The 20,117-nt window shown below is 32.3% G+C and carries 17 protein-coding genes; 6 read left to right on the forward strand and 11 right to left on the reverse strand.

All coding sequences use genetic code 11. From position 1 onward, the window contains the following. The first annotated feature begins 744 nt into the window (after nt 1–744). Nucleotides 745–1,713: a YpdA family putative bacillithiol disulfide reductase gene (locus FNB79_RS00100; RefSeq protein ID WP_143379365.1), complete on the forward strand. Its 969-nt coding sequence runs from the start codon at nt 745–747 to the stop codon at nt 1,711–1,713. A 105-nt stretch (nt 1,714–1,818) separates the two neighbouring features. On the opposite strand, the gene FNB79_RS00105 is transcribed toward FNB79_RS00100, so the two are convergent. The 4 genes from FNB79_RS00105 to FNB79_RS00120 all read right to left on the reverse strand — a co-directional run bounded on the left by FNB79_RS00105 (nt 1,819) and on the right by FNB79_RS00120 (nt 5,587). Continuing rightward, complete coding sequence (locus FNB79_RS00105) at nt 1,819–2,976, reverse strand: MFS transporter (protein WP_143379366.1); 1,158 nt, start codon at nt 2,974–2,976, stop codon at nt 1,819–1,821. A gap of 95 nt (nt 2,977–3,071) precedes the next feature. Next, nucleotides 3,072–3,539: an OsmC family protein gene (locus FNB79_RS00110; protein ID WP_143379367.1), complete on the reverse strand. Its 468-nt coding sequence runs from the start codon at nt 3,537–3,539 to the stop codon at nt 3,072–3,074. A gap of 25 nt (nt 3,540–3,564) precedes the next feature. After that, nucleotides 3,565–4,857 (reverse strand): DUF445 domain-containing protein, encoded by a 1,293-nt coding sequence (locus FNB79_RS00115; RefSeq protein ID WP_143379368.1) that lies wholly within the window; start codon nt 4,855–4,857, stop codon nt 3,565–3,567. 118 nt (nt 4,858–4,975) lie between these two features. Next, nucleotides 4,976–5,587 (reverse strand): DEAD/DEAH box helicase, encoded by a 612-nt coding sequence (locus FNB79_RS00120; RefSeq protein ID WP_143379369.1) that lies wholly within the window; start codon nt 5,585–5,587, stop codon nt 4,976–4,978. A 130-nt stretch (nt 5,588–5,717) separates the two neighbouring features. Between FNB79_RS00120 and FNB79_RS00125 the strand changes: the two genes are divergently transcribed. Next, nucleotides 5,718–6,437: a hypothetical protein gene (locus FNB79_RS00125; protein ID WP_143379370.1), complete on the forward strand. Its 720-nt coding sequence runs from the start codon at nt 5,718–5,720 to the stop codon at nt 6,435–6,437. A 792-nt stretch (nt 6,438–7,229) separates the two neighbouring features. Here the strand turns inward: FNB79_RS00125 and FNB79_RS00130 are convergent. The 3 genes from FNB79_RS00130 to FNB79_RS00140 all read right to left on the reverse strand — a co-directional run bounded on the left by FNB79_RS00130 (nt 7,230) and on the right by FNB79_RS00140 (nt 14,310). Next, the gene (locus FNB79_RS00130) at nt 7,230–9,047 is read right to left on the reverse strand and encodes a cytochrome-c peroxidase (protein ID WP_246073303.1); all 1,818 of its coding nucleotides are present in this window, start codon (nt 9,045–9,047) and stop codon (nt 7,230–7,232) included. Between the two features lie 16 nt (nt 9,048–9,063). Beyond that, on the reverse strand, nt 9,064–10,602 hold the full coding sequence (locus FNB79_RS00135) for a PhoX family protein (RefSeq protein ID WP_143379371.1): 1,539 nt from the start codon (nt 10,600–10,602) through the stop codon (nt 9,064–9,066). Between the two features lie 258 nt (nt 10,603–10,860). Beyond that, the gene (locus FNB79_RS00140; RefSeq protein ID WP_143379372.1) at nt 10,861–14,310 is read right to left on the reverse strand and encodes a methylmalonyl-CoA mutase family protein; all 3,450 of its coding nucleotides are present in this window, start codon (nt 14,308–14,310) and stop codon (nt 10,861–10,863) included. A 146-nt stretch (nt 14,311–14,456) separates the two neighbouring features. On the opposite strand from FNB79_RS00140, the gene purU reads away from it, so the two are divergent. The 4 genes from purU (at nt 14,457) to FNB79_RS00160 (ending at nt 16,876) form a co-directional block, all read left to right on the forward strand. After that, nucleotides 14,457–15,311, forward strand: a complete 855-nt coding sequence (gene purU, locus FNB79_RS00145) for a formyltetrahydrofolate deformylase (RefSeq protein WP_143379373.1) — start codon at nt 14,457–14,459, stop codon at nt 15,309–15,311. 100 nt (nt 15,312–15,411) lie between these two features. Then, a complete protein-coding gene (locus tag FNB79_RS00150; protein WP_143379374.1) occupies nt 15,412–16,182 on the forward strand; it encodes a DUF4197 domain-containing protein in 771 nt (256 codons plus the stop codon). A gap of 190 nt (nt 16,183–16,372) precedes the next feature. Beyond that, nucleotides 16,373–16,573 carry a Lacal_2735 family protein gene (locus FNB79_RS00155; protein ID WP_143379375.1) on the forward strand — a complete coding sequence of 67 codons (201 nt, stop codon included), beginning with the start codon at nt 16,373–16,375 and terminating at the stop codon, nt 16,571–16,573. Nucleotides 16,574–16,651: 78 nt separating this feature from the next. Further along, a complete protein-coding gene (locus tag FNB79_RS00160) occupies nt 16,652–16,876 on the forward strand; it encodes a Lacal_2735 family protein (RefSeq protein WP_143379376.1) in 225 nt (74 codons plus the stop codon). Here FNB79_RS00160 and FNB79_RS00165 read toward each other — a convergent pair. The 4 genes from FNB79_RS00165 to FNB79_RS00180 form a co-directional block, all read right to left on the reverse strand. Continuing rightward, nucleotides 16,854–17,639, reverse strand: a complete 786-nt coding sequence (locus FNB79_RS00165) for an ABC transporter substrate-binding protein (RefSeq protein WP_143379377.1) — start codon at nt 17,637–17,639, stop codon at nt 16,854–16,856. The two genes, FNB79_RS00160 and FNB79_RS00165, sit on opposite strands and share 23 nt — an antisense overlap. A 5-nt stretch (nt 17,640–17,644) precedes the next feature. Further along, nucleotides 17,645–18,463, reverse strand: coding sequence for an orotidine-5'-phosphate decarboxylase (pyrF, locus tag FNB79_RS00170; protein ID WP_143379378.1), 819 nt, complete (start codon nt 18,461–18,463; stop codon nt 17,645–17,647). A gap of 76 nt (nt 18,464–18,539) precedes the next feature. Beyond that, on the reverse strand, nt 18,540–19,616 hold the full coding sequence (prfA, locus tag FNB79_RS00175; protein ID WP_143379379.1) for a peptide chain release factor 1: 1,077 nt from the start codon (nt 19,614–19,616) through the stop codon (nt 18,540–18,542). Nucleotides 19,617–19,727: 111 nt separating this feature from the next. Then, on the reverse strand, nt 19,728–20,114 hold the full coding sequence (locus tag FNB79_RS00180; protein WP_143379380.1) for a hypothetical protein: 387 nt from the start codon (nt 20,112–20,114) through the stop codon (nt 19,728–19,730). Nucleotides 20,115–20,117 lie beyond the last annotated feature (3 nt).

Consider the following 20,117-nt stretch of genomic DNA (forward strand, 5'->3'; position numbering starts at 1 on the left):
CATTAACCGTTTCCAGTTAACATCTACGCTGTCAATTCAATATGTTAATGAACTTATTTCTCTTTATTTCTTAACGCGTTTCCTTGTTAAGCGGGTGCAAATATAAAACCCTTTTTTTAATCTCACAATGTTTTTTTGAAGTTTTTTTTAAGCCCGTTTCCGAAACTTTTTAAACCCAATAAAAACACACTGTAAAGAACTTTCTTTTCTAAAAACGTTGCCGTTTTTAGCGGCTGCAAACCTACAACCTTTATTTCTAATAACAATGCTTTATTTAATCTTTTTTAAAATAATTTAAATTCGATTGCAATAGCCTGTTAATGAATTTTTTGCTTAACTAAACTACCATAGTTGCGTCGCTAAGCGGGTGCAAATATACCACCTTTTATTTCTTTTATCCTAACCTTTTTTTAAAGTTTTTTGAAATAATTTGTAAATACATTATTACCAATAGGTTATATTCATGTTTAGCTTGCAACTTAAATTATTATGCATAAACTAAACACTAAAAGTGCTTGTTTACAACAACATTAAATTAGTGCTTCTATCATAAAACAAATTAAAACTCTATAAAAACAGTCGGGAGTTAGAACTATGTAAGGTTTTAAATTTTCCTACTACTCTATATATAATAGATTAGTAAGAGAATATCATGGTTAAATAAGTTAGTTATAGTATTTTTAAACATAAAAAGACTGCTTATTTATTTTAATTAAGTCTCACAATTATTAAACACATATTGTTTTGAATATAAAAAAAGACGTTATTATTATTGGTGCGGGTCCTATAGGTATCGCTTGTGCAAAAGCTTGCAAAGAGACCAACCTTAATTATCTTGTTATAGAGAAAGGTTCTCTAACCAATTCCATTTATAATTATCCATTAAACATGACCTTCTTCTCTACTTCAGAGAAATTAGAAATTGATGGTATCCCTTTTATAAGTAATAATCCTAAACCTAATAGAAACGAAGCTTTAGAATATTATAGACGTGTAGCTAGCTCAAACCAGTTAGACATCAACTTATATGAAGAAGCAAATTCAATTGTAAAAGACGGCAACGTCTTTAATATACAGACTAATAAAGAAAACTACACCTCTAAAAAGGTCATATTAGCTACAGGTTTTTACGATATCCCAATATCTTTAAATGTTCCTGGTGAAGATTTACCTAAGGTATCACATTACTATAAGGAAGCACATCCTTATAGTATGCAAAATGTTGTTGTTGTTGGAGCCAGTAATTCCTCTGTAGATGCCGCTTTAGAAATTTACCGCAAAGGCGGAAATGTTACTATGGTAATAAGAGGCGATGCGATTGGAGAGCGAGTTAAATATTGGGTAAAACCTGACATTATAAATAGAATCTCAGAAGGATCGATAGCCGTACATTTTAAATCTGAAATAGAACAAATTAAAGATAAAGCTGTTATTGTAAATACGCCTGAAGGGAAACTTACTATTAAAAATGATTACGTCCTTGCTCTTACTGGTTATCAGCCTAATATTAAATTATTAGAAGATGCCGGAATTACGTTTTCTGAAGATGGTAAGTTTATTCCGGATTATAATGACGAAACTATGGAAACTAATATTGAAGGTTTATTTCTAGCAGGAGTTATTTGTGGCGGTATGGAAACTCACAAATGGTTTATAGAAAATTCCAGAGTTCATGCCAAGAAAATCATACAACATCTTACCCAAGTTTTATAGCAATACCCTATAAAATCCTATTTTAAAACAAAAAACATAGCCTGTATGGAGATTGTATTTTTTGTTTTAAAATAGCAATTTGGGATTTTTTAACTATAAATCTAACTACGTTCTTTTAGTGTATATAATATGTACTATTAAAATAAGAGCGGAAAGTATTAACCCTAACACAGAAACTCCTGTCCATTTATAATACTCCCAAGCTAATGCACCTAATGATGTCCCTAAAGCACCACCTATAAAAAAAGACACCATATATACTGTATTCACTCTGTTACGTGCTTCTGGGTTTTTAGAAAAAATAATACTCTGATTTGTTATATGAAGTGCTTGCATCCCTAAGTCTACTAAAACTACACCAACCACAATTCCGATTAACGAATATGCAGAAACAAGAAAGACTAGCCAAGACACGATTAATAATAATGTTGCATAAATAATAATTTTATTTTTCGACATCTTATCATTTAATTTTCCTACAACTGCTGCACCTAAAGCGCCTCCCATACCTAGTAACCCGAATAAGCCTGTTACTGTACTTCCATAGCCAAAGTTATCTTCCATTAAAAACACTAAAGTAGTCCAAAAAGCACTTAAGCAACCAAAAGATAACGCACCACGTAATGCTGCTAAACGTAAAGTGGGTTCTGTTTTAAAATAATGAAAGACAGATTTTAATAAACTGACATACGTACCAGAGAATTCTGGGTTTAGTTTTGGTAATTTAAATCTTAAAACCACAAACAGAATAGCCATTATTATGGTTGCCGTATAATACATGGTTCTCCAACCATATTGTTCGCCTATAAATCCACTAATAACACGGCTTCCTAAAATACCTATAAGCAAGCCACTCATAACTATACCAATAGATCTTCCACGGTCTTTTTCTTCACTTAATTGTGCTGCCATTGGTACAAAAAGTTGTGGTAAAGCAGACGTAAAGCCTATAAAAAAACTACTCGCTATTAATAACAACAAAGAACTTGAAGTTGCTGCTGCTAATAATGCTAAAATCATTAGGAAAAAATCGATTTGCAAAATTTTATGATTAGCGACTTTATCTCCTAAAGGGATAATAAAAAGCAATCCAAAAGCATAACCCAATTGTGTGCTTAATGCTACATGACTAACTTCAGATTCAGACACTCCAAAATCTACTGCTATTTGACCTAGCAAAGGTTGATTGTAATATAAATTTGCCACAACCAAACCGGCAGAAAGGCTCATTAAATACAAAACGGCATTGGTAAGTTTATTCATTTTTATAAGAAATCTAACGCCAAATTAAACAATATCTTTTAATACATTTTTATAAAAATTTAGAGATAAAACCTATAGTACTGAAATACTTTAATTTAAGCCTCCACAAAAAAATTATACTCAATCTTAAATGCACAAGAATTAGCTATAAAACATAAATTTCCTGCTTTTTCATGAAGTGATTCGGCCAATTGAATTTGATCCTGATTCTCTATTTTTACTTGTGGATTAAGACTAATTTTGGCAAAGGCTCCGCTTCCGTTTGCTTGTAAGTTTAATATACCTTCTACTGTATCCGAATATTCTAATATAGTAATTCCTGCTTGCTCACATACATATAAATAAGACATAAAATGACATGATGATAATGCTGCCATCAATAATTCTTCTGGGTTATATTTAGATGGATCACCTTTAAAAGGTTTTGCTGCTGAAACCTCTAGTGTCTTACCTTTTTCTAAAAAAACTTGATGTGTTTTTATAGACCCACCTTTAGATGTTATTTTTGATGCGTGCTCTAATGACCACGAATTAGAAATTTTAAATTGAAAAGGAATAGGCATCAATTTTAAGTTTTTAAAATAGTTATTAATGTATATCTAAAATGAAAATTTTTAATATCATGATAATCATTCCTACAATTCCACCAACAATGGCACCATTTAAACGAATATACTGTAAATCTTCCCCTACCTTAGCCTCTATTTGCTTTACCAATTCCACATTAGAAAGTTTTTGAAGACTTTCTCCAACCAATTCTCCTATTTTATGATGATGCGTATCTATAAGTTGTAGTATGGTAGACCTTAACCAAGCATCTGTTTGTTCTATTTTAGATGCATCATTATAAAATCCGTGTAACATGTTATTTACCTTGTCTTTTAATAATAAGGTGTACTCATTTTCAGATTCAAATAAAGCGGCTTTTATCATAACCTTTAATCGCGTTAGGCTTTGCTTTACAATACCAGAATCTATCAATCGGACTAGAAAATGTTCTCCAAATTCATTTACATCGGCTTGCGCTTTTTCTTCGCCATGAACTAAACGTTCTCCATAATTATAAAGTTGAGCATCTAAAGCTACTATAATTTTATGGTGCTCGGGATCTGACTTAATATCTATTATGAGTTGAATGAGTTGTTCTTGAATGCCTTCTGCAATTCGTTTAGGCTTAATAGCCCCTAATATTTGGCCTGCACCTACCAGTAACCCTTTTATTTGCGAACCTGCTTTTTGCTTATTTACTAGTATTTGTACTTCGTTTACCAAAAATTCTAAAGTAGAATCTGCTGAAATTTTATCTTTTAAAACATCTAAAAATACATGAAGCATGCCGTAATGATCTTTCTGGCTTATGGTTTGCTTTAGTAAATTGCCTAAAGGTTCTGCTAAGTTATTTCCTTTTACGGCTGGCTTTATAATCCCTTCTAAAGTATGAACAACATCTTCATGATCTAATTTTAAAACTAAATTTTCTAATTCTGGTTTTAATGTTTTACGTATAGATTCCTGATTATCGCCTTTTAATAAATATTCTACGATAGGCTTACTTAAAGATACGGCTGTAATTTTATCGCGTATCATTGCTTTAGACAACCATTCATTATTTACTAAATCTACTATACCTGCAGATAATTTTTCTCGACTTTTAACAATAATATTAGTGTGCTTCTTTACTATAGGAATAGGTATTTCTTGAAATAAAGCCCGAACAGCAAACCAATCTGCGACACCTCCAACTACTGCAGCTTCAAATCCAGCTAATACCACTTCTAACCAATCGCCTTGATATATATTAAAGTATTTTAAAACCAAACAAACAGCCATACAGAATACAGCAATAGCTAATGAACGATTTCCTAATTTATTTTTTTTCATGACAGATTAAATTATTAGCCAAGATTCTAAAAAAAATCGAGAATTATTAGCTTCATTCAATTAATTTAAAACCGAAAAGCACAAAATCCTTTTAAATAATTATAAGTTTAGGCCTATTTTAAACTTCAAACTTATAAGCATCAAACATAAAAGCTTCTTCAAAGCGTTCTAATCGCGAATCAAAACTATCTGCAAAAATAGCATACTGGCTTTTATTAATACTTTCTGCTAAACGCATAATATCGTTATAAGTTTTCTGACGAATTAAAAATTGAGCATCTTCAATACAAATTAATTGCACATCGGTTAAATGTATGCTATTTAAAAAGTACAATTTATTTAAACGCTTAACTGTGGCTATTAAAATGTCTGTACCCACATAAATTTCGTCGCGTTGGGCATCAATTTTATGTTCATCGTAAATACAATATACTCTTAAATCTGTAGGTTTAGTAAACACATCAAACTTAGCCTTTAATGCTAAAGCTTCAGCCTTATCTTTTACCAATACAATTGCACGAGGTGCATCTCCAAAAGCTTCGCCTTTTAATTTTTGAATCACACTCAATACTAAAGCTGTAGATTTACCACTGCCCTCTGGACCAATTCCAAATACATTTGCTCCACTTTTAACTGTAGACAACACTTTTTTTTGTAGTGGTGTAGGATGTTCAAACTCTAAATGCTCTAGTGTAGCTTTAAGAATTGGTAGTATTTTTTTAAAGGACATATTATTTATAATTTTCAGATAACAAAGAACGGACTTAAACTTTCTCCTACCTAATTTGAAATGCATTTTCCAAAGCCAGACAAATACAACTTCTTTTTTATATTTTAAAGGTTCCGATTACTTTTGCTGTATGAATGATGAAAGACTGCCTAATATAATTCCACCAGACAATTTGCAATTACAACTTCAAATTTCTATTGAAGCTGTTACACAAGAACGAGACACTATTACAAATCAAATTCAGGCGTTTGAAGATGTATTAAAATTACATCTTACAGATTATATTATAGAAACACAAGAATTAACAACTTTATATAAACAGCAAAAACGAGCAAAAAAAGACAAACGGTTAGCCCAAAAACAACGTGGTAAAAACTATAAAGCGCCAAAAGGATTACAAAAAACTACAGCAAAAATTGAAGACGTCTCTATAGATCCAGACACGCTCTTATTAAAAAAGAAATTATATCGTGAGGCCATGTTACATGTGCATCCAGATAAGTTTAGTTTAACACCTCAGGAACAAGAGTCTGCCACAGCAATTACAACTAAGTTAATACAAATCTATAAGCATGAAGATTTAGAAACTTTAAAGGTTTTCCATGCACAGATTTTTTCTGAATCTTTAAACCTTAATTTAAACTCAGAAATTCGACCAAAAGTTGACACCGTTGAAGCTTTAAAATTAACATTGAAACAATTAGAAAAAGAACTTGTAGTTTTAAAAACGTCTGAACTTTATAAAATACTACTAACTTATAAAAATCCACTACACTTTGTAGACGAATTGATACTATATTATAAAGACAAAATCGAGAAGTTAAAAAAACGAACCCGTACTAAAAATTAATCCATTCAATACAATTCTAATATACGAGTTAAACTATAATTACTAAATAATCAATTCACCTTTCTCATAAAAAACTCATCCAGCTTATTACTTTTTTGCACTCAATAGAAGTATTGGTTTTGCGAATGAAGAGAATATTATACGACAATTATGCTTATCAAGATCGATTTGATTCATATTACAGTTACAGGAGAGATTAAAACTAAATGCAATTTTCAATAGAAAGCTATCCTAAAACACAAAATTTACCCCCTTGACTATAACATGGCTAACCAAATTATACTCTTATAAAGTCATTAATTGCTAAACTTACTAATTTCAATTAACAAACCAATCACTCATTACAACATAACAGCAAAGTCTCAATCTTTATAATTGCTTAAACATAAAGCCATAAATACAAAAGGAGGTGAAACAAAAACGTAATGAGATAAAAAAGACCGTCTTATAAATACCCCATACCTAATATAATAAAAACTAACACTAAAAATGGACAAAAATTGTAATATTTTATTATAGAATAATTTAACTACTAACGACACAATTGATAATAGAACAAACGCATTTCTGAACTATATACTTGATGACATAACTGACTTGAAATTTTGTTACACCAAGAGTTCCGTTTTATTATATAGCAATGGCTGGTTGTAGTACAAATTTGCAACTTCTAAACCAGCCGAAAAGCTCATTAACTATGAGACCAAATTAAACATAAATTGATCATTAGAATATCTCTATCACTACAGAATTATAATTTAAATACGCTTAAGATAAATTACAAATTGAATATTATTCATTACTAGTATTAAATTCAACATCGGTTAGTGTTTTCATAAAAGCAACTAAACTCGCCTGCTCTGCTTCAGATAAATCTAAAGCATCAAAAGGTAAGGTTTGATATTCTTCCTGGATCCCAATACCTTTTCCGCCTCCACGGTTATAAAAATCGACCACTTCTTCTAATGTATTATACACGCCATTATGCATATAAGGCGCCGTTTTTTCTATGTTACGAACTGTGGGTGTTTTAAAAAAGTGTTTCCGTTCTTTAGTTTTATAGAAATTATAACGCCCTAAGTCTTTACTTACAACAGCATTAATGGTATCATTATTTTCAGGAACCCCTAATAACTCTAATTCAGTATCTGTGTAGTTAGGAGGTACAGTCCCATTAAATAAAGGCGGAAAATGACAAGTTGCACATACAGCTTTACCCATAAAGAGATTAAAGCCATCTTTTTCTTCTTGAGTCAAAGAATTTTCTAACCCATTAATGTTTTTATCGAATTTAGAATCGAAATTATTTAATGTACGGACGTAAGATGCTATGGCGTGTCTTATATTATACTCGACTCTGTCGTTATTATACAAAGTGGTTATTAAAGTTTTATACTCTGCATTATGCATAACCCGATTCACTAAAGAATCCATAGGTAAATTAAATTCATCATGATTTTCGGCAACGCCTACAACTTGCCCTTCTAAACTACCTGCTCGCCCATCCATAAAAAAAGATTGCTGATACGCCGCATATGTTAAGGTTGGGGAGTTTCGTATTTGTCTATTATCAAAAGTTTTTTTTCCATCAGTAAATGCTAAATCTGAAACATGACAACTAGCACACGCCATCGTCTTATTTTTAGACAATAGTTTATCGTTAAATAACTGCTTCCCAAATTCTGCCTTTTCTTTAAGCTTTAAGGTATCACTTTTATAATCTGTAAAATATGAAACGTTTAATGTATTTACACCGAACAGAGACTCGGCTCTATTGGTTAAAGCCATTTCAAAAGGAAATATAACGTTCCAATCATCTTGAGTTTGCACTAATAATTTTAATTGATTATCTGTATAATTTTTAATAAAATTGAAGCGGTCAAAACTTTCAAAATCGTGATTTAGAGCCACTATTGCCTCTTCAAACGACGCCTTTAAGTCGTTATAAATGGTTCCTGAAGAAAATTCATCCTTAAATAGGGCTACTAAATTAAGTAAGGTTTTATAGGTATACTGACTTTCTGTTAAGGATTGCCCCAATACAGGCGAATCGAAACCTGTTATTCCTGTGGTTGCAATCCGAACCACTTGGTTTCTCAATAACCAAATAATGTGATAATCCTTTAGTGTGATTGCCGTATTTCCTTGGATTAATTTTAGTCGACTACTAGTCATATTAACCACCTGGTTTAATGTCAAAGTATCTAAAGGTTCTTCATGAAGCAACTCTTCGATAACTTGAAATCCGAAAGGTGTTCTAATTTTAATATCTGTAGCATCTTCCTCTAGAACTTGCAAGATATTTGGTGCATTTAATGACTTATAATTGTTTTGGTCTACAAATGCCAAAATAGGTTCTAAAGCTTTAAAGTGATGTCTTGCACTTTTGTAAGCTTCAATTTTATCTGATGTAGAATTTAAAGTTGTAATAGAATCTAAAGCAAGAACACTTTGCTCAATTTCTGATGTGAAAAAATTTAAAATATGCTCGTTAGTCGTTAACTGCTGATTTACAGTTTCAGGCTGTTTTTTACACCCCATTTGCATGAAAAGCAAAAGACATATACCTATAGTATATGTCTTAGCTTTCATAAATAATATGTTATTCATGAATTTATTTTTTTTCTTATCTTTCTAGTCCTGTTATTTTAAATAAAACAGAACCTTCGTTAGTTGCCGTTGCACCTTCTAAAACCGAATTTGCTTTTGGGTCTGTAAAAAATGTTCCTTCTGGAGCTTTCCAACCATGGTTTTGAGTCATTACCATGAATGTGTTTTCACCATTATTTACAACATCTGTAACATCAATCATTCCTGTAATTTCCCACATTGAAGATGCTGTACCGTAACCTATAGATTCTGCATAGTCTTGGTCGCATTCTAAAACAGTTTTAATTTCTCCTGTAGATAGGTTATATTGATATAATTTTGCAAAACCAGAAATTGCTGAATTTAAAGAGGCATAACCGTTCGGGTCTTCTTGAATGTATGCATAGTTTTCTGTAACTAAAATGTTATCTGGCGAATGGAAACCATCTGCTTTACCTCCTACAATATCTCCATCTAAAACACAAGTAATTTTAGCAGGACCTGTTGGGTCTTCTTCATTTAAGACTACTTTATACACACGACCTAGTAAACTTCCTTTACCTACTAAATCTGCACTGTAACGTCCTGTTACACAAAAGTAAATTTCTCTTTGGTTAGCAGCAGAACCTCTTCTCCAGTCGATATCTTCTAATCTAGAGAATCCCATAACACCTTTAGCTTTAGCTTCAGCATCTAATAAATCGATTTGAGTTTCTTCTAATTCAACAAATTCAGCTTCGTATTCTGTTCCTTCAGCCATTTGAGCTTCAAAATCGATACCTGCACTTGTTACTTTTAATCCGTATAATTTTCCATCATCAAAATTCCCACGGCTTCCAACATACATTCCTAATTGCCCCGAAGGCACAGAATTATCTGAATGATCATCCCCTATAAAAACAACTGTTTTATTTGGATACGCATCTTTACCTATTGGCACAGCATTTTCTGTAGACCATTGTCCTAACTTAGGTAACATAATTGCTGTATCTGCATCATCGGCAGATTTGTAAGGATTTGTAGCAAATACACCTTTAGACGAACCTCCCCATTCTCCACCGGAAAGATATAACGGTCCGAAACCATGTTCTTCCTGAGTAATTAAAGTTCCTGAACATTGTGCAGTAAATGCCGTTGCGAACGCATTCACAATATGATCACCATGTATAGGTTGTAAATCTGAGTTTAATTTTATGCGTGCAATAGAATAATCGCCTTCAATATTGTTTATTAAAGTAAAGCTACCATCATTTTCTGCTAATAATCCAGCTCCATCTGCAAGAGAACCATACACAAAATCTGGTGTGCTTTCTAATCTATCTTCAGAAGATAAGACAGTTGTAATATTAATTGATGAAAATGCACTCTCTAACTTTAATAAGTTTGGAGTTTTTGATTCGGTTAAAGGGATTAAGTCTTCCAGCGTTAAATCTTCTCCATCTTCACCGTCTACACCATCTGTTCCATCTACGCCATTAACTCCATCTTTTCCGTCTTCAACATCACAACTTACTATTAATGTGCTGGTTGTTGTTAGTACAAATGATAAAAGAAAAATTCTAATAATTTTGTTCATAATTTAAAGTTTAAGTTGATTTTTTAGTTGTGAACAAATCTATTATTAGCACCATAGAATCCTGTTACCTAAGTGAGGTAGTTTGGTTAATATAAAGCTATCTAAATGTTACCTGTATTAACACAGTATTACCTAATTAAAAAAAGCACACTTTAACATTAATTGAAAATTAATCGCGTTTTCAAACCTTTTAAAACATAAAAAAACCTCAAATCGGATAGACTTGAGGTTTTTTACAGGATTATTTATACTTTACTACTACATATTTCTTCGGTATTGTCCGCCCACTTCAAATAATGCTTCTGTAATTTCTCCTAAAGAACATACTTTACACACATCCATTAAGGCTTCAAAAATATTTTCGTTTTGAACGGCTTTATGCTGAAGGTCTTTTAGTAAATCTTTAGTGTCGTATCTTTTATGTAGATTTTCTAAAGTTTTAATCTGAAATTGTTTCTCTTCTTCCGTCGCACGAATCACTTCTTTAGGAATTACCGTTGGCGACCCTTTAGAACTTAAGAAGGTATTTACTCCAATAATTGGAAAATCGCCATTGTGCTTCAAGGTTTCGTAATACAAACTTTCTTCTTGTATTTTACTACGCTGATACATGGTTTCCATAGCGCCTAAAACGCCACCACGTTCTGTAATTCTGTCGAATTCTAAAAGTACAGCTTCTTCAACCAAATCGGTTAACTCTTCAATAATGAAAGCCCCTTGAATTGGATTTTCATTTTTAGCTAATCCTAATTCTTTATTAATAATTAACTGAATGGCCATTGCACGACGCACCGATTCTTCGGTTGGTGTGGTAATCGCTTCATCGTAAGCATTAGTGTGTAAGGAATTACAATTATCGTAAATGGCATACAGCGCTTGAAGGCTGGTACGAATGTCGTTAAAATCGATTTCCTGAGCATGTAAACTCCGTCCAGACGTCTGAATATGATATTTAAGCATTTGTGCTCTTGAATTAGCACCATATTTTAATTTCATGGCTTTGGCCCAAATTTTACGTGCTACACGTCCGATAACCGAATATTCTGGGTCGATACCATTAGAGAAAAAGAATGATAGGTTTGGTCCGAATTTATTAATATCCATCCCACGGCTTAAATAATATTCTACATAGGTAAATCCGTTAGACAATGTTAAAGCTAGTTGCGTGATGGGATTAGCTCCTGCTTCGGCTATATGATATCCAGAAATAGACACCGAATAAAAATTACGCACATTATTATCAATAAAATATTCTTGTACATCTCCCATTAAACGCAATGCAAATTCTGTAGAAAAGATACAGGTGTTTTGCGCTTGGTCTTCTTTTAAAATATCGGCTTGCACCGTACCACGAACTTGCGCAATGGTTTTGGTTTTAATGTCTAAATAGACATCGGCAGGTAATACTTCGTCTCCTGTTACCCCCAAAAGCATTAACCCTAATCCGTCGTTTCCTTCAGGAAGTTTCCCATTATATCTCGGACGTTCTACTCCTTTTTCTTTATAAATAGATTGAATTTTTGCTTCAATGTCTGATTCTAATCCATTGTCCTTTATATATAACTCACATTGCTGGTCGATGGCGGCATTCATAAAAAAGCCTAGTAACATCGGTGCTGGACCGTTAATAGTCATACTTACAGATGTCATGACATCGGCTAAATTAAAACCAGAATACAGTTTTTTAGCATCGTCTAAACAACAAATACTTACTCCGGCATTACCTATTTTCCCATAAATATCTGGACGTAAATCAGGATCGTTACCATATAACGTTACACTATCGAACGCTGTAGACAATCGTTTTGCTGGTAACCCTGCACTTACATAATGAAAACGACGGTTGGTGCGTTCTGGTCCTCCTTCTCCTGCAAACATACGTGCTGGATCTTCCCCGGTACGTTTAAACGGATACAGCCCTGATGTATATGGAAATTCACCTGGTACATTTTCTTGCAAACACCAACGTAAAATATCTCCCCAAGCTTGATACTTTGGCAAAGCGACTTTTGGGATTTGTAAATGCGAAAGTGATTCAGTATGTGTTTCTATTTTTATTTCCTTATCTCTGACTTTAAAAGCGTAAATCGGATTTTTGTATGTATTGACTTTTTCCTTCCAATTTAAAATGACTTCCCAGTTATACGGATCAAGGTTAAGTTTTACTTTATCGAATTGCGCAACAAGTAATTTAATGAATGAAACATCATCAGTCTGAGCATCTTTTAAAATATCTTCTAAATCTAATCCTATTTTAGAAATCGCAACAGCTTTATTTGCAATAGACTCTATGGTTTTAAAAATTCCGTATAGTTTCTGAGCTACGACAACTTGATCTTCGGCAGTTTTATCGTAAGCCCGATTATTTTCGGCAATTTCAGATAGGTAACGTGTTCTTGAAGGTGGAATGACAAAAATCTTTTCACTCATTTCTTTTGAAATCGTAAAGGTTGATTTTAAATCTGCTTCCATTTTTTCAACCAAACCATCCATCACAGCTTTATAAAGTGTGTTCATTCCTGGATCGTTAAACTGCGAAGCAATAGTTCCAAAAACGGGCATAGTATCTGGATCTGCGTGCCACATGTTATGGTTACGCATATATTGTTTTTTCACATCGCGAATAGCATCTAACGCCCCGCGCTTATCGAATTTATTAATTGCCACTAAATCGGCAAAATCTAACATATCGATTTTTTCCAGCTGTGTTGCTGCTCCAAATTCAGGAGTCATGACGTATAACGACAAGTCGCTGTGTTCTATAATTTCGGTATCCGACTGCCCAATTCCGGAAGTTTCTAAAATAATCAAATCATACTCTGCGGCTTTTAATACTTCAACCGCTTCATTTACATGTTTAGACAACGCTAAGTTAGACTGGCGTGTAGCCAAACTACGCATATATACACGAGAATTGTTTATGGCATTCATTCGGATTCTGTCACCTAAGAGGGCACCTCCTGTTTTACGTTTTGAAGGATCTACAGAAATTAACCCGATGGTTTTCTCTGGAAAATCTATAAGGAAACGACGGACCAACTCATCGACTAAAGACGACTTACCTGCACCTCCTGTTCCTGTAATTCCTAAAACTGGAACTTCTCTTTTTCCACTTGAGAGTGAAGAATTCTCACCCTGTTGTTTGAATAATTTCTCAAAAACGTCATGCTGATTCTCTGCAAAAGAAATTAACCTCGCAATGGTTGTTACATCTTTATCTTTTAACGATTCTGAGATTTCTTTCCCCTTGGGAAGACTTAAGGCTGGACTCTCAAAATCAGATTGCTTCACTAAATCGTTAATCATGCCTTGTAAACCAAGATCACGTCCGTCGTCAGGAGAATAAATTCTGGTAATACCATAATCCATAAGTTCTTTAATTTCCGAAGGTAAAATAACGCCACCTCCACCACCGAAGATTTTAATATGCCCTGCACCTTTTTCATGCAATAGATCGAACATATATTTAAAATATTCGTTATGCCCACCTTGGTAAGAGGTTAAACAAATGGCATTGGCATCTTCTTGAATCGCTGTATTCACAACTTCCTCGACACTACGATCGTGCCCAAGATGTACAACCTCTACACCTGTGGCTTGTATGATACGTCTCATAATATTAATAGATGCATCATGCCCATCAAAAAGTGATGCAGCAGTAACTATTCTAACTTTATAATTTGGTTTGTAAGGATCTATTTGCTTCATTATCAACAAAAACTATTTAATTGAGTGGCAATTTACGGAATATTCAAAAAAAACTTGTATTTTACTTTATTTATCTAAAATATTTTCAATTGGTGTATAGATTCATTATTCTCAGTATTTTTACACACTTTTAGACTTTAAATTACATGAATAAAATCACACTTTTAATGCACTGCCAAGACCAGTCTGGTATTATAGCAGCTGTATCTAATTTTATCGCCGAACATGGCGGAAATATAGTATATATAGATCAACACGTAGATCGTGAACAAAATATTTTTTTTATGCGCTTAGAGAGTGAGTTTGTAACAGACACTCTTGATTTAGACTATTTAAAAAACACCTTTAAAACCACTTTAGTTAAGCAATTTGCTATGAAGTGGCGTATTTACACCTCTGAAATCCAACCTAAAATGGCCATTTTTGTATCTAAATACGATCATTGTTTATACGACATTTTAGGACGCTACAAATCTGGCGAATTACATGTAGAAATTCCATTTATATTAAGTAATCATTTAGATTTAAAACCCATAGCAGAAAGTTTTGGAGTCCCTTTTTACCATGTCCCTGTAACTAAAGACACTAAACCAGAAGCAGAAGCCAAGCAATTAGAATTATTAAAAAAACATAAAATTGATTTTATAGTTCTTGCACGTTACATGCAAATAATTTCACCAAAATTAATAAATGAATATCCCAACAAGATCATTAATATTCACCACTCATTTTTACCTGCTTTTGTAGGTGCCAAACCTTACCATTCTGCTTATAAACGTGGTGTGAAAATTATTGGAGCAACGAGCCATTACGTCACCGAAGATTTAGATGCAGGACCAATTATAGAACAAGATGTTGCGCGTGTATCTCATACACAAGCTATAGATGATTTAATTGCAAAAGGACGGGATTTAGAAAAAATTGTATTGGCAACAGCTATTAAACATCATATTAATAGAAAAGTGATGGTATTTAATAATAAGACGCTTATTTTCTATTAAACAGCGTTAGAGTGCACTTTAAAACTTTACGAATTGATCCAAATTTGCGTGTGTTTTTGAAATTATACGTATACATTTGCGACCTAAATATTAAAATACAATGAAACACATTATTATTGCAGCCTGTCTTTTATTATCTCTAGGAACATCTGCTCAAACCCTAAGCGAATTAGCAAATTCTGTAAAAAACTCAATTACTAAGAGTAGTTCTGATAATAGTTCAAATAGTTCCTCGACCTCTACATCTGCTCTTTCTACTTTATTATCTGATACAGATATAGCTTCAGGATTAAAAGAAGCTTTAAATTTAGGTATTGAAGAACAAGTAGAAAAACTAACACAAACAGATGGGTTTTATAAAAACGAACTAGTAAAGATTGTAATGCCTAGTGAATTACAAAAGGTAGATACCGCTTTACGTAGTATAGGTTTAGGAGATTTAGCAGACGAAGGTATAAAAGCATTAAATCGTGCTGCAGAAGATGCCGTAAAAGAAGCTACTCCTATTTTTGTTGATGCTGTAAAAGACATCACTTTTGATGATGCTAAAACTATTTTATTAGGTGAAGATAATGCTGCTACAACATATTTAACATCTAAAACACAAACAGCACTTTACGATAAATTTAATCCTGTAATTAATGAATCGTTTAGTAAAGTAGGTGCCGATAAAATTTGGAATACATTAATTTCTAAATACAATAGTATGCCTTTTGTTTCTCAAGTAAATCCAGATTTAACAGATTATGTTACCACTGAAGCTTTAGAAGGTGTATACACTATGATTGCTGTTGAAGAAAAAGAAATACGTAATTCTACTGCAGCACGATCTACAGACTTATTACAATCTGTTTTTAAATTACAAGATTAACTATACAGGTATTTTCGAATTAAAATTAATCTTAATAATTAGATTCAAAAATCTAAAATTTTAATCATAATTAGAATACGAATAAAAATCAACGCTGTGAGCGTTGATTTTTTTTTTTGAAAATTTTATGATTATGGGTTAAAACTTTAATTTAATTTAATGTATATTTAAAACACTAATACTCAGCAAGATGAATAGATATGAAACCATTAAAAAAAATCAGCAGCGCCTTTTTAAACGCTATAAGCAACTTATTGAGCAAGCCTATAATTTTAGACAAACCGATTCTGAAATAAGCGATATATCTGATTTTCAAGCCATTAAAATCCTTAATAAACTTAATCGCTTAAAATATTTACAACGCGGAGAACAACATATACCTCTTCAATAAAATATTACCATTTTATTAACTATTCTGAAATTATATTTGGCATGATTTTTCCTTTATACTATTAAAATATCAAATATCATGAAAAATCAATTTAGTAAAGTAGGACAAGTCAAACCAAATATTAAAAAATTCTTAAAACTAGATGAATTACAGAATTTATATAAATCTTTTATAGAAGAAGCGTACAATGTGATGCAAACAGATTCTAGTTTAAGCGATTATTTATATTTTGAAGCTTTTAAATTAAAAAAGCAAATGATTCGTGTTGAAGCTGACAACTCTAAACTCCGCTCAAGTCTTTAAAATAGACGAATGCTTTAATTAATCTTGATCCGTACCAAGAAAACATTTCACCGTCTACTAATACAATTTTAGAATTCGGTAAATATGTTTGTACTGTATTTATATGATTTTGATTAAAAGGATAAGGTTCGCTAGATAAAAAAACTAAATCGGGAGATATTTTAATAGTATTTACATCAATTTCTGGATACCGCGATTGATTTGCAAATACATTATCGAGTCTATTTAATGCAAGCATATAATTTATAAATGTATTGTTTGCAGCCACCATCCATGGTGATTTCCAAATAAAGTAAGCTACAGTTTTTAATGGTTTTATCCTTATAAAATCTTCAAATTCAGTCTTACTTTTTTTTATGGCTTCAATTAAGTTTTGTGCTGTCCCTGATATATTAAATATTACGCCATACATGCGTATAAGCTCTAAACTATCCTCTATAGTATAGATATCAGAAATATGTACAGGAGCTATACCCTCTAGCGTTTGTATCATATCTTGAGCATTTTCCTCTTTATTACACAATATAATATCCGGCTGTAAGGCTTTTATCTTTTCATAATGTACTTGCTTGGTGCCACCAACTTTAATTTTAGTCGCTAATAAATGATTAGGATGCACACAAAATTTAGTAATGCCAACAATAGCGTCTTCTAAACCTAAATCACACAACAACTCTGTTTGACTAGGCACTAAAGATACTATACGTTTAGGAACTGTATTAAGTTCAATATTCCGCTGTAATTGATCTTTAACTATAGCCACAATTATTACTGTGCCATTAAAATTGCTTCCATTTCTTGCTGAAGTACTTTAGCCTTTTCTGCAGCAGCTTCAGCAAAATCGGTACTTGTAGATGCATAAATTATTCCGCGTGAAGAGTTAATTAATAATCCAACATTAGCTGTTAATCCGTATTTACACACTTCTTGTAAGCTTCCGCCTTGAGCACCAACTCCTGGAACTAATAAAAAACTCTCTGGAACGATTCTTCTTATATCCGTTAAATATTCGGCTTTCGTTGCTCCAACTACATACATTAAGTTTTCTGAGTTTTCCCAAGTTTTAGAGGTCTCTAAAACCTGTTTATATACGTCTTTACCTTCAATAGTTTTAGTTTGAAAATCGAAAGCTCCTTGATTGGACGTTAATGCGAGAAGAATGGTATGTTTATCTTTAAAAGCTAGAAATGGTTCTACAGAATCTTTTCCCATATATGGTGCAACAGTAACACTATCGAAAGCTAAATCTTCAAAAAAAGCTTTAGCATACATGGTGCTTGTGTTTCCGATATCGCCACGTTTAGCATCTGCTATAGTAAATATTTCAGGATACTTATCGTTTAAATACTGAATTGTTTTTTCTAAAGCTTTCCAACCTTTTATTCCGTAGGCTTCATAAAAAGCAGTGTTGGGTTTGTACGCCACACATAAGTGATGAGTAGCATCGATAATTGCTTTGTTAAATTCAAAAATGGGATCTTCAGTACCAAGTAAGTGTGGTGGAATTTTATTTAAATCGACATCTAATCCGATGGCTAAGAATGATTTTTTACGTTTTATTTGGTCAATTAATTCCTGAGTAGTCACTGTATTAACTTTATAGATTTATACTAAATTTTTATTTTTCTAAATAAAAAAGCCTCTAAACGAGGCTTAATATGATTTAAATGACATCGTCATTAGCTTTTAACTTTTCAGTATTTTCTGCCAATTGCAATTCATCTATTATTTTTTGAATATCACCATTAACAATATTAGACAAATCGTAAAGCGTTAATCCAATACGATGGTCTGTGACACGACCTTGCGAATAATTATAAGTTCTAATTTTAGCACTTCTATCTCCAGAAGTTACCATAGAACCACGTTTTTCAGCATCGGCAGCATTCTTTTTTGCTAATTCCATTTCGTATAAACGTGAACGCAATACTTTAAATGCTTTTTCTTTATTTTTATGTTGCGATTTTTGGTCTTGACATTGTGCCACTAATCCCGTTGGAATATGCGTTAAACGTACTGCTGAATAGGTTGTGTTTACAGATTGCCCTCCAGGTCCTGAAGAACAGAAATAATCTATACGGACTTCTTTTGGGTTAATTTCCACATCAAATTCTTCTGCTTCAGGAAACACCATAACAGTTGCCGCACTAGTATGTACACGTCCTTGTGTTTCTGTTTGAGGTACACGTTGTACACGATGCACACCTGCTTCAAATTTTAATGTGCCGTACACATCTTCTCCAGAAACTTCAAACTGAATTTCTTTAAATCCACCATTGGTTCCTTCACTATAATCTACAGTATCTACTTTCCAACCTTTACTTTCACAATATTTAGAATACATTCTAAATAAATCTCCAGCAAAGATACTCGCTTCATCACCACCTGTTCCAGCACGTAATTCAACTACAGCATTCTTACTATCTTCTGGATCTTTAGGAATTAACATCACTTTAATTTCCTCTTCTAATTCGGGTATGCGCGCTTTAGCTTCGTCTAATTGCATTTTTGCCATGTCTACCATTTCGGCATCACTTCCATCTGCAATAATTTCGTCTGCTTCTTTTATATTATTTGTAAGTTCTATATACTCTTCACGTTTATCGATAAGAGCTTTAAGATCTTTATATTCTTTATTTAATTGTACGTAACGTTTTTGATCTGATATAATATCTGGTTGAATGATTAAATCACTAACCTCATCAAAACGTTGTTTTACTATTTGTAACTTGTCTAACATCTACCTTATTAAATTGTGCTGCAAAAATACGTAAAATTATGAATACTCCATATCAATATTAAATACATAATTTATGTGTAATAAAATAGGACAAAAAGCAGCTTAAATGTCTTATTTATCCTCTAAAAACAATTCTTCGTCCTGAAAAGGTAATACGGCATAAGCTGTAAATGTAGCTAAACCAATTATATAGAATATTCTTGTAGGATAGTAAAATACATCCATGTCTAAGTAAAAGGTTATGAATGCAAAAATGTCTGAAAACACTAAAGAAAATGTGAAATACATACATGTCGTAGATTGCACAGAATTGTATCTAAAATTATAATTTCCTACAATAATTAATAGAGCTAGAATAACCAAGGCTGAAGAAAAATACAAATACCTATGTAAAAGACTTTGAAACATCACAAACATAACATCTATTAACTCATAAAACATGATGGTACAAAATACAATTACTATAAAAAAAGCCAATAGTGTTTTTTTACTTTCCATTTG

This window comes from Formosa sediminum, from assembly GCF_007197735.1.
Lineage (GTDB): Bacteria > Bacteroidota > Bacteroidia > Flavobacteriales > Flavobacteriaceae > Formosa > Formosa sediminum.

Coding starts and splice junctions, on each gene's coding strand:
- FNB79_RS00105 (WP_143379366.1), bottom strand. CDS start 2,976: ATGAATAAACTTACCAATGCCGTTTTGTATTTAATGAGCCTTTCTGCC.
- FNB79_RS00110 (WP_143379367.1), bottom strand. CDS start 3,539: ATGCCTATTCCTTTTCAATTTAAAATTTCTAATTCGTGGTCATTAGAG.
- FNB79_RS00115 (WP_143379368.1), bottom strand. CDS start 4,857: ATGAAAAAAAATAAATTAGGAAATCGTTCATTAGCTATTGCTGTATTC.
- FNB79_RS00120 (WP_143379369.1), bottom strand. CDS start 5,587: ATGTCCTTTAAAAAAATACTACCAATTCTTAAAGCTACACTAGAGCAT.
- FNB79_RS00125 (WP_143379370.1), top strand. CDS start 5,718: ATGAATGATGAAAGACTGCCTAATATAATTCCACCAGACAATTTGCAA.
- FNB79_RS00130 (WP_246073303.1), bottom strand. CDS start 9,047: ATGAATAACATATTATTTATGAAAGCTAAGACATATACTATAGGTATA.
- FNB79_RS00135 (WP_143379371.1), bottom strand. CDS start 10,602: ATGAACAAAATTATTAGAATTTTTCTTTTATCATTTGTACTAACAACA.
- FNB79_RS00140 (WP_143379372.1), bottom strand. CDS start 14,310: ATGAAGCAAATAGATCCTTACAAACCAAATTATAAAGTTAGAATAGTT.
- purU (WP_143379373.1), top strand. CDS start 14,457: ATGAATAAAATCACACTTTTAATGCACTGCCAAGACCAGTCTGGTATT.
- FNB79_RS00150 (WP_143379374.1), top strand. CDS start 15,412: ATGAAACACATTATTATTGCAGCCTGTCTTTTATTATCTCTAGGAACA.
- FNB79_RS00155 (WP_143379375.1), top strand. CDS start 16,373: ATGAATAGATATGAAACCATTAAAAAAAATCAGCAGCGCCTTTTTAAA.
- FNB79_RS00160 (WP_143379376.1), top strand. CDS start 16,652: ATGAAAAATCAATTTAGTAAAGTAGGACAAGTCAAACCAAATATTAAA.
- prfA (WP_143379379.1), bottom strand. CDS start 19,616: ATGTTAGACAAGTTACAAATAGTAAAACAACGTTTTGATGAGGTTAGT.
- FNB79_RS00180 (WP_143379380.1), bottom strand. CDS start 20,114: ATGGAAAGTAAAAAAACACTATTGGCTTTTTTTATAGTAATTGTATTT.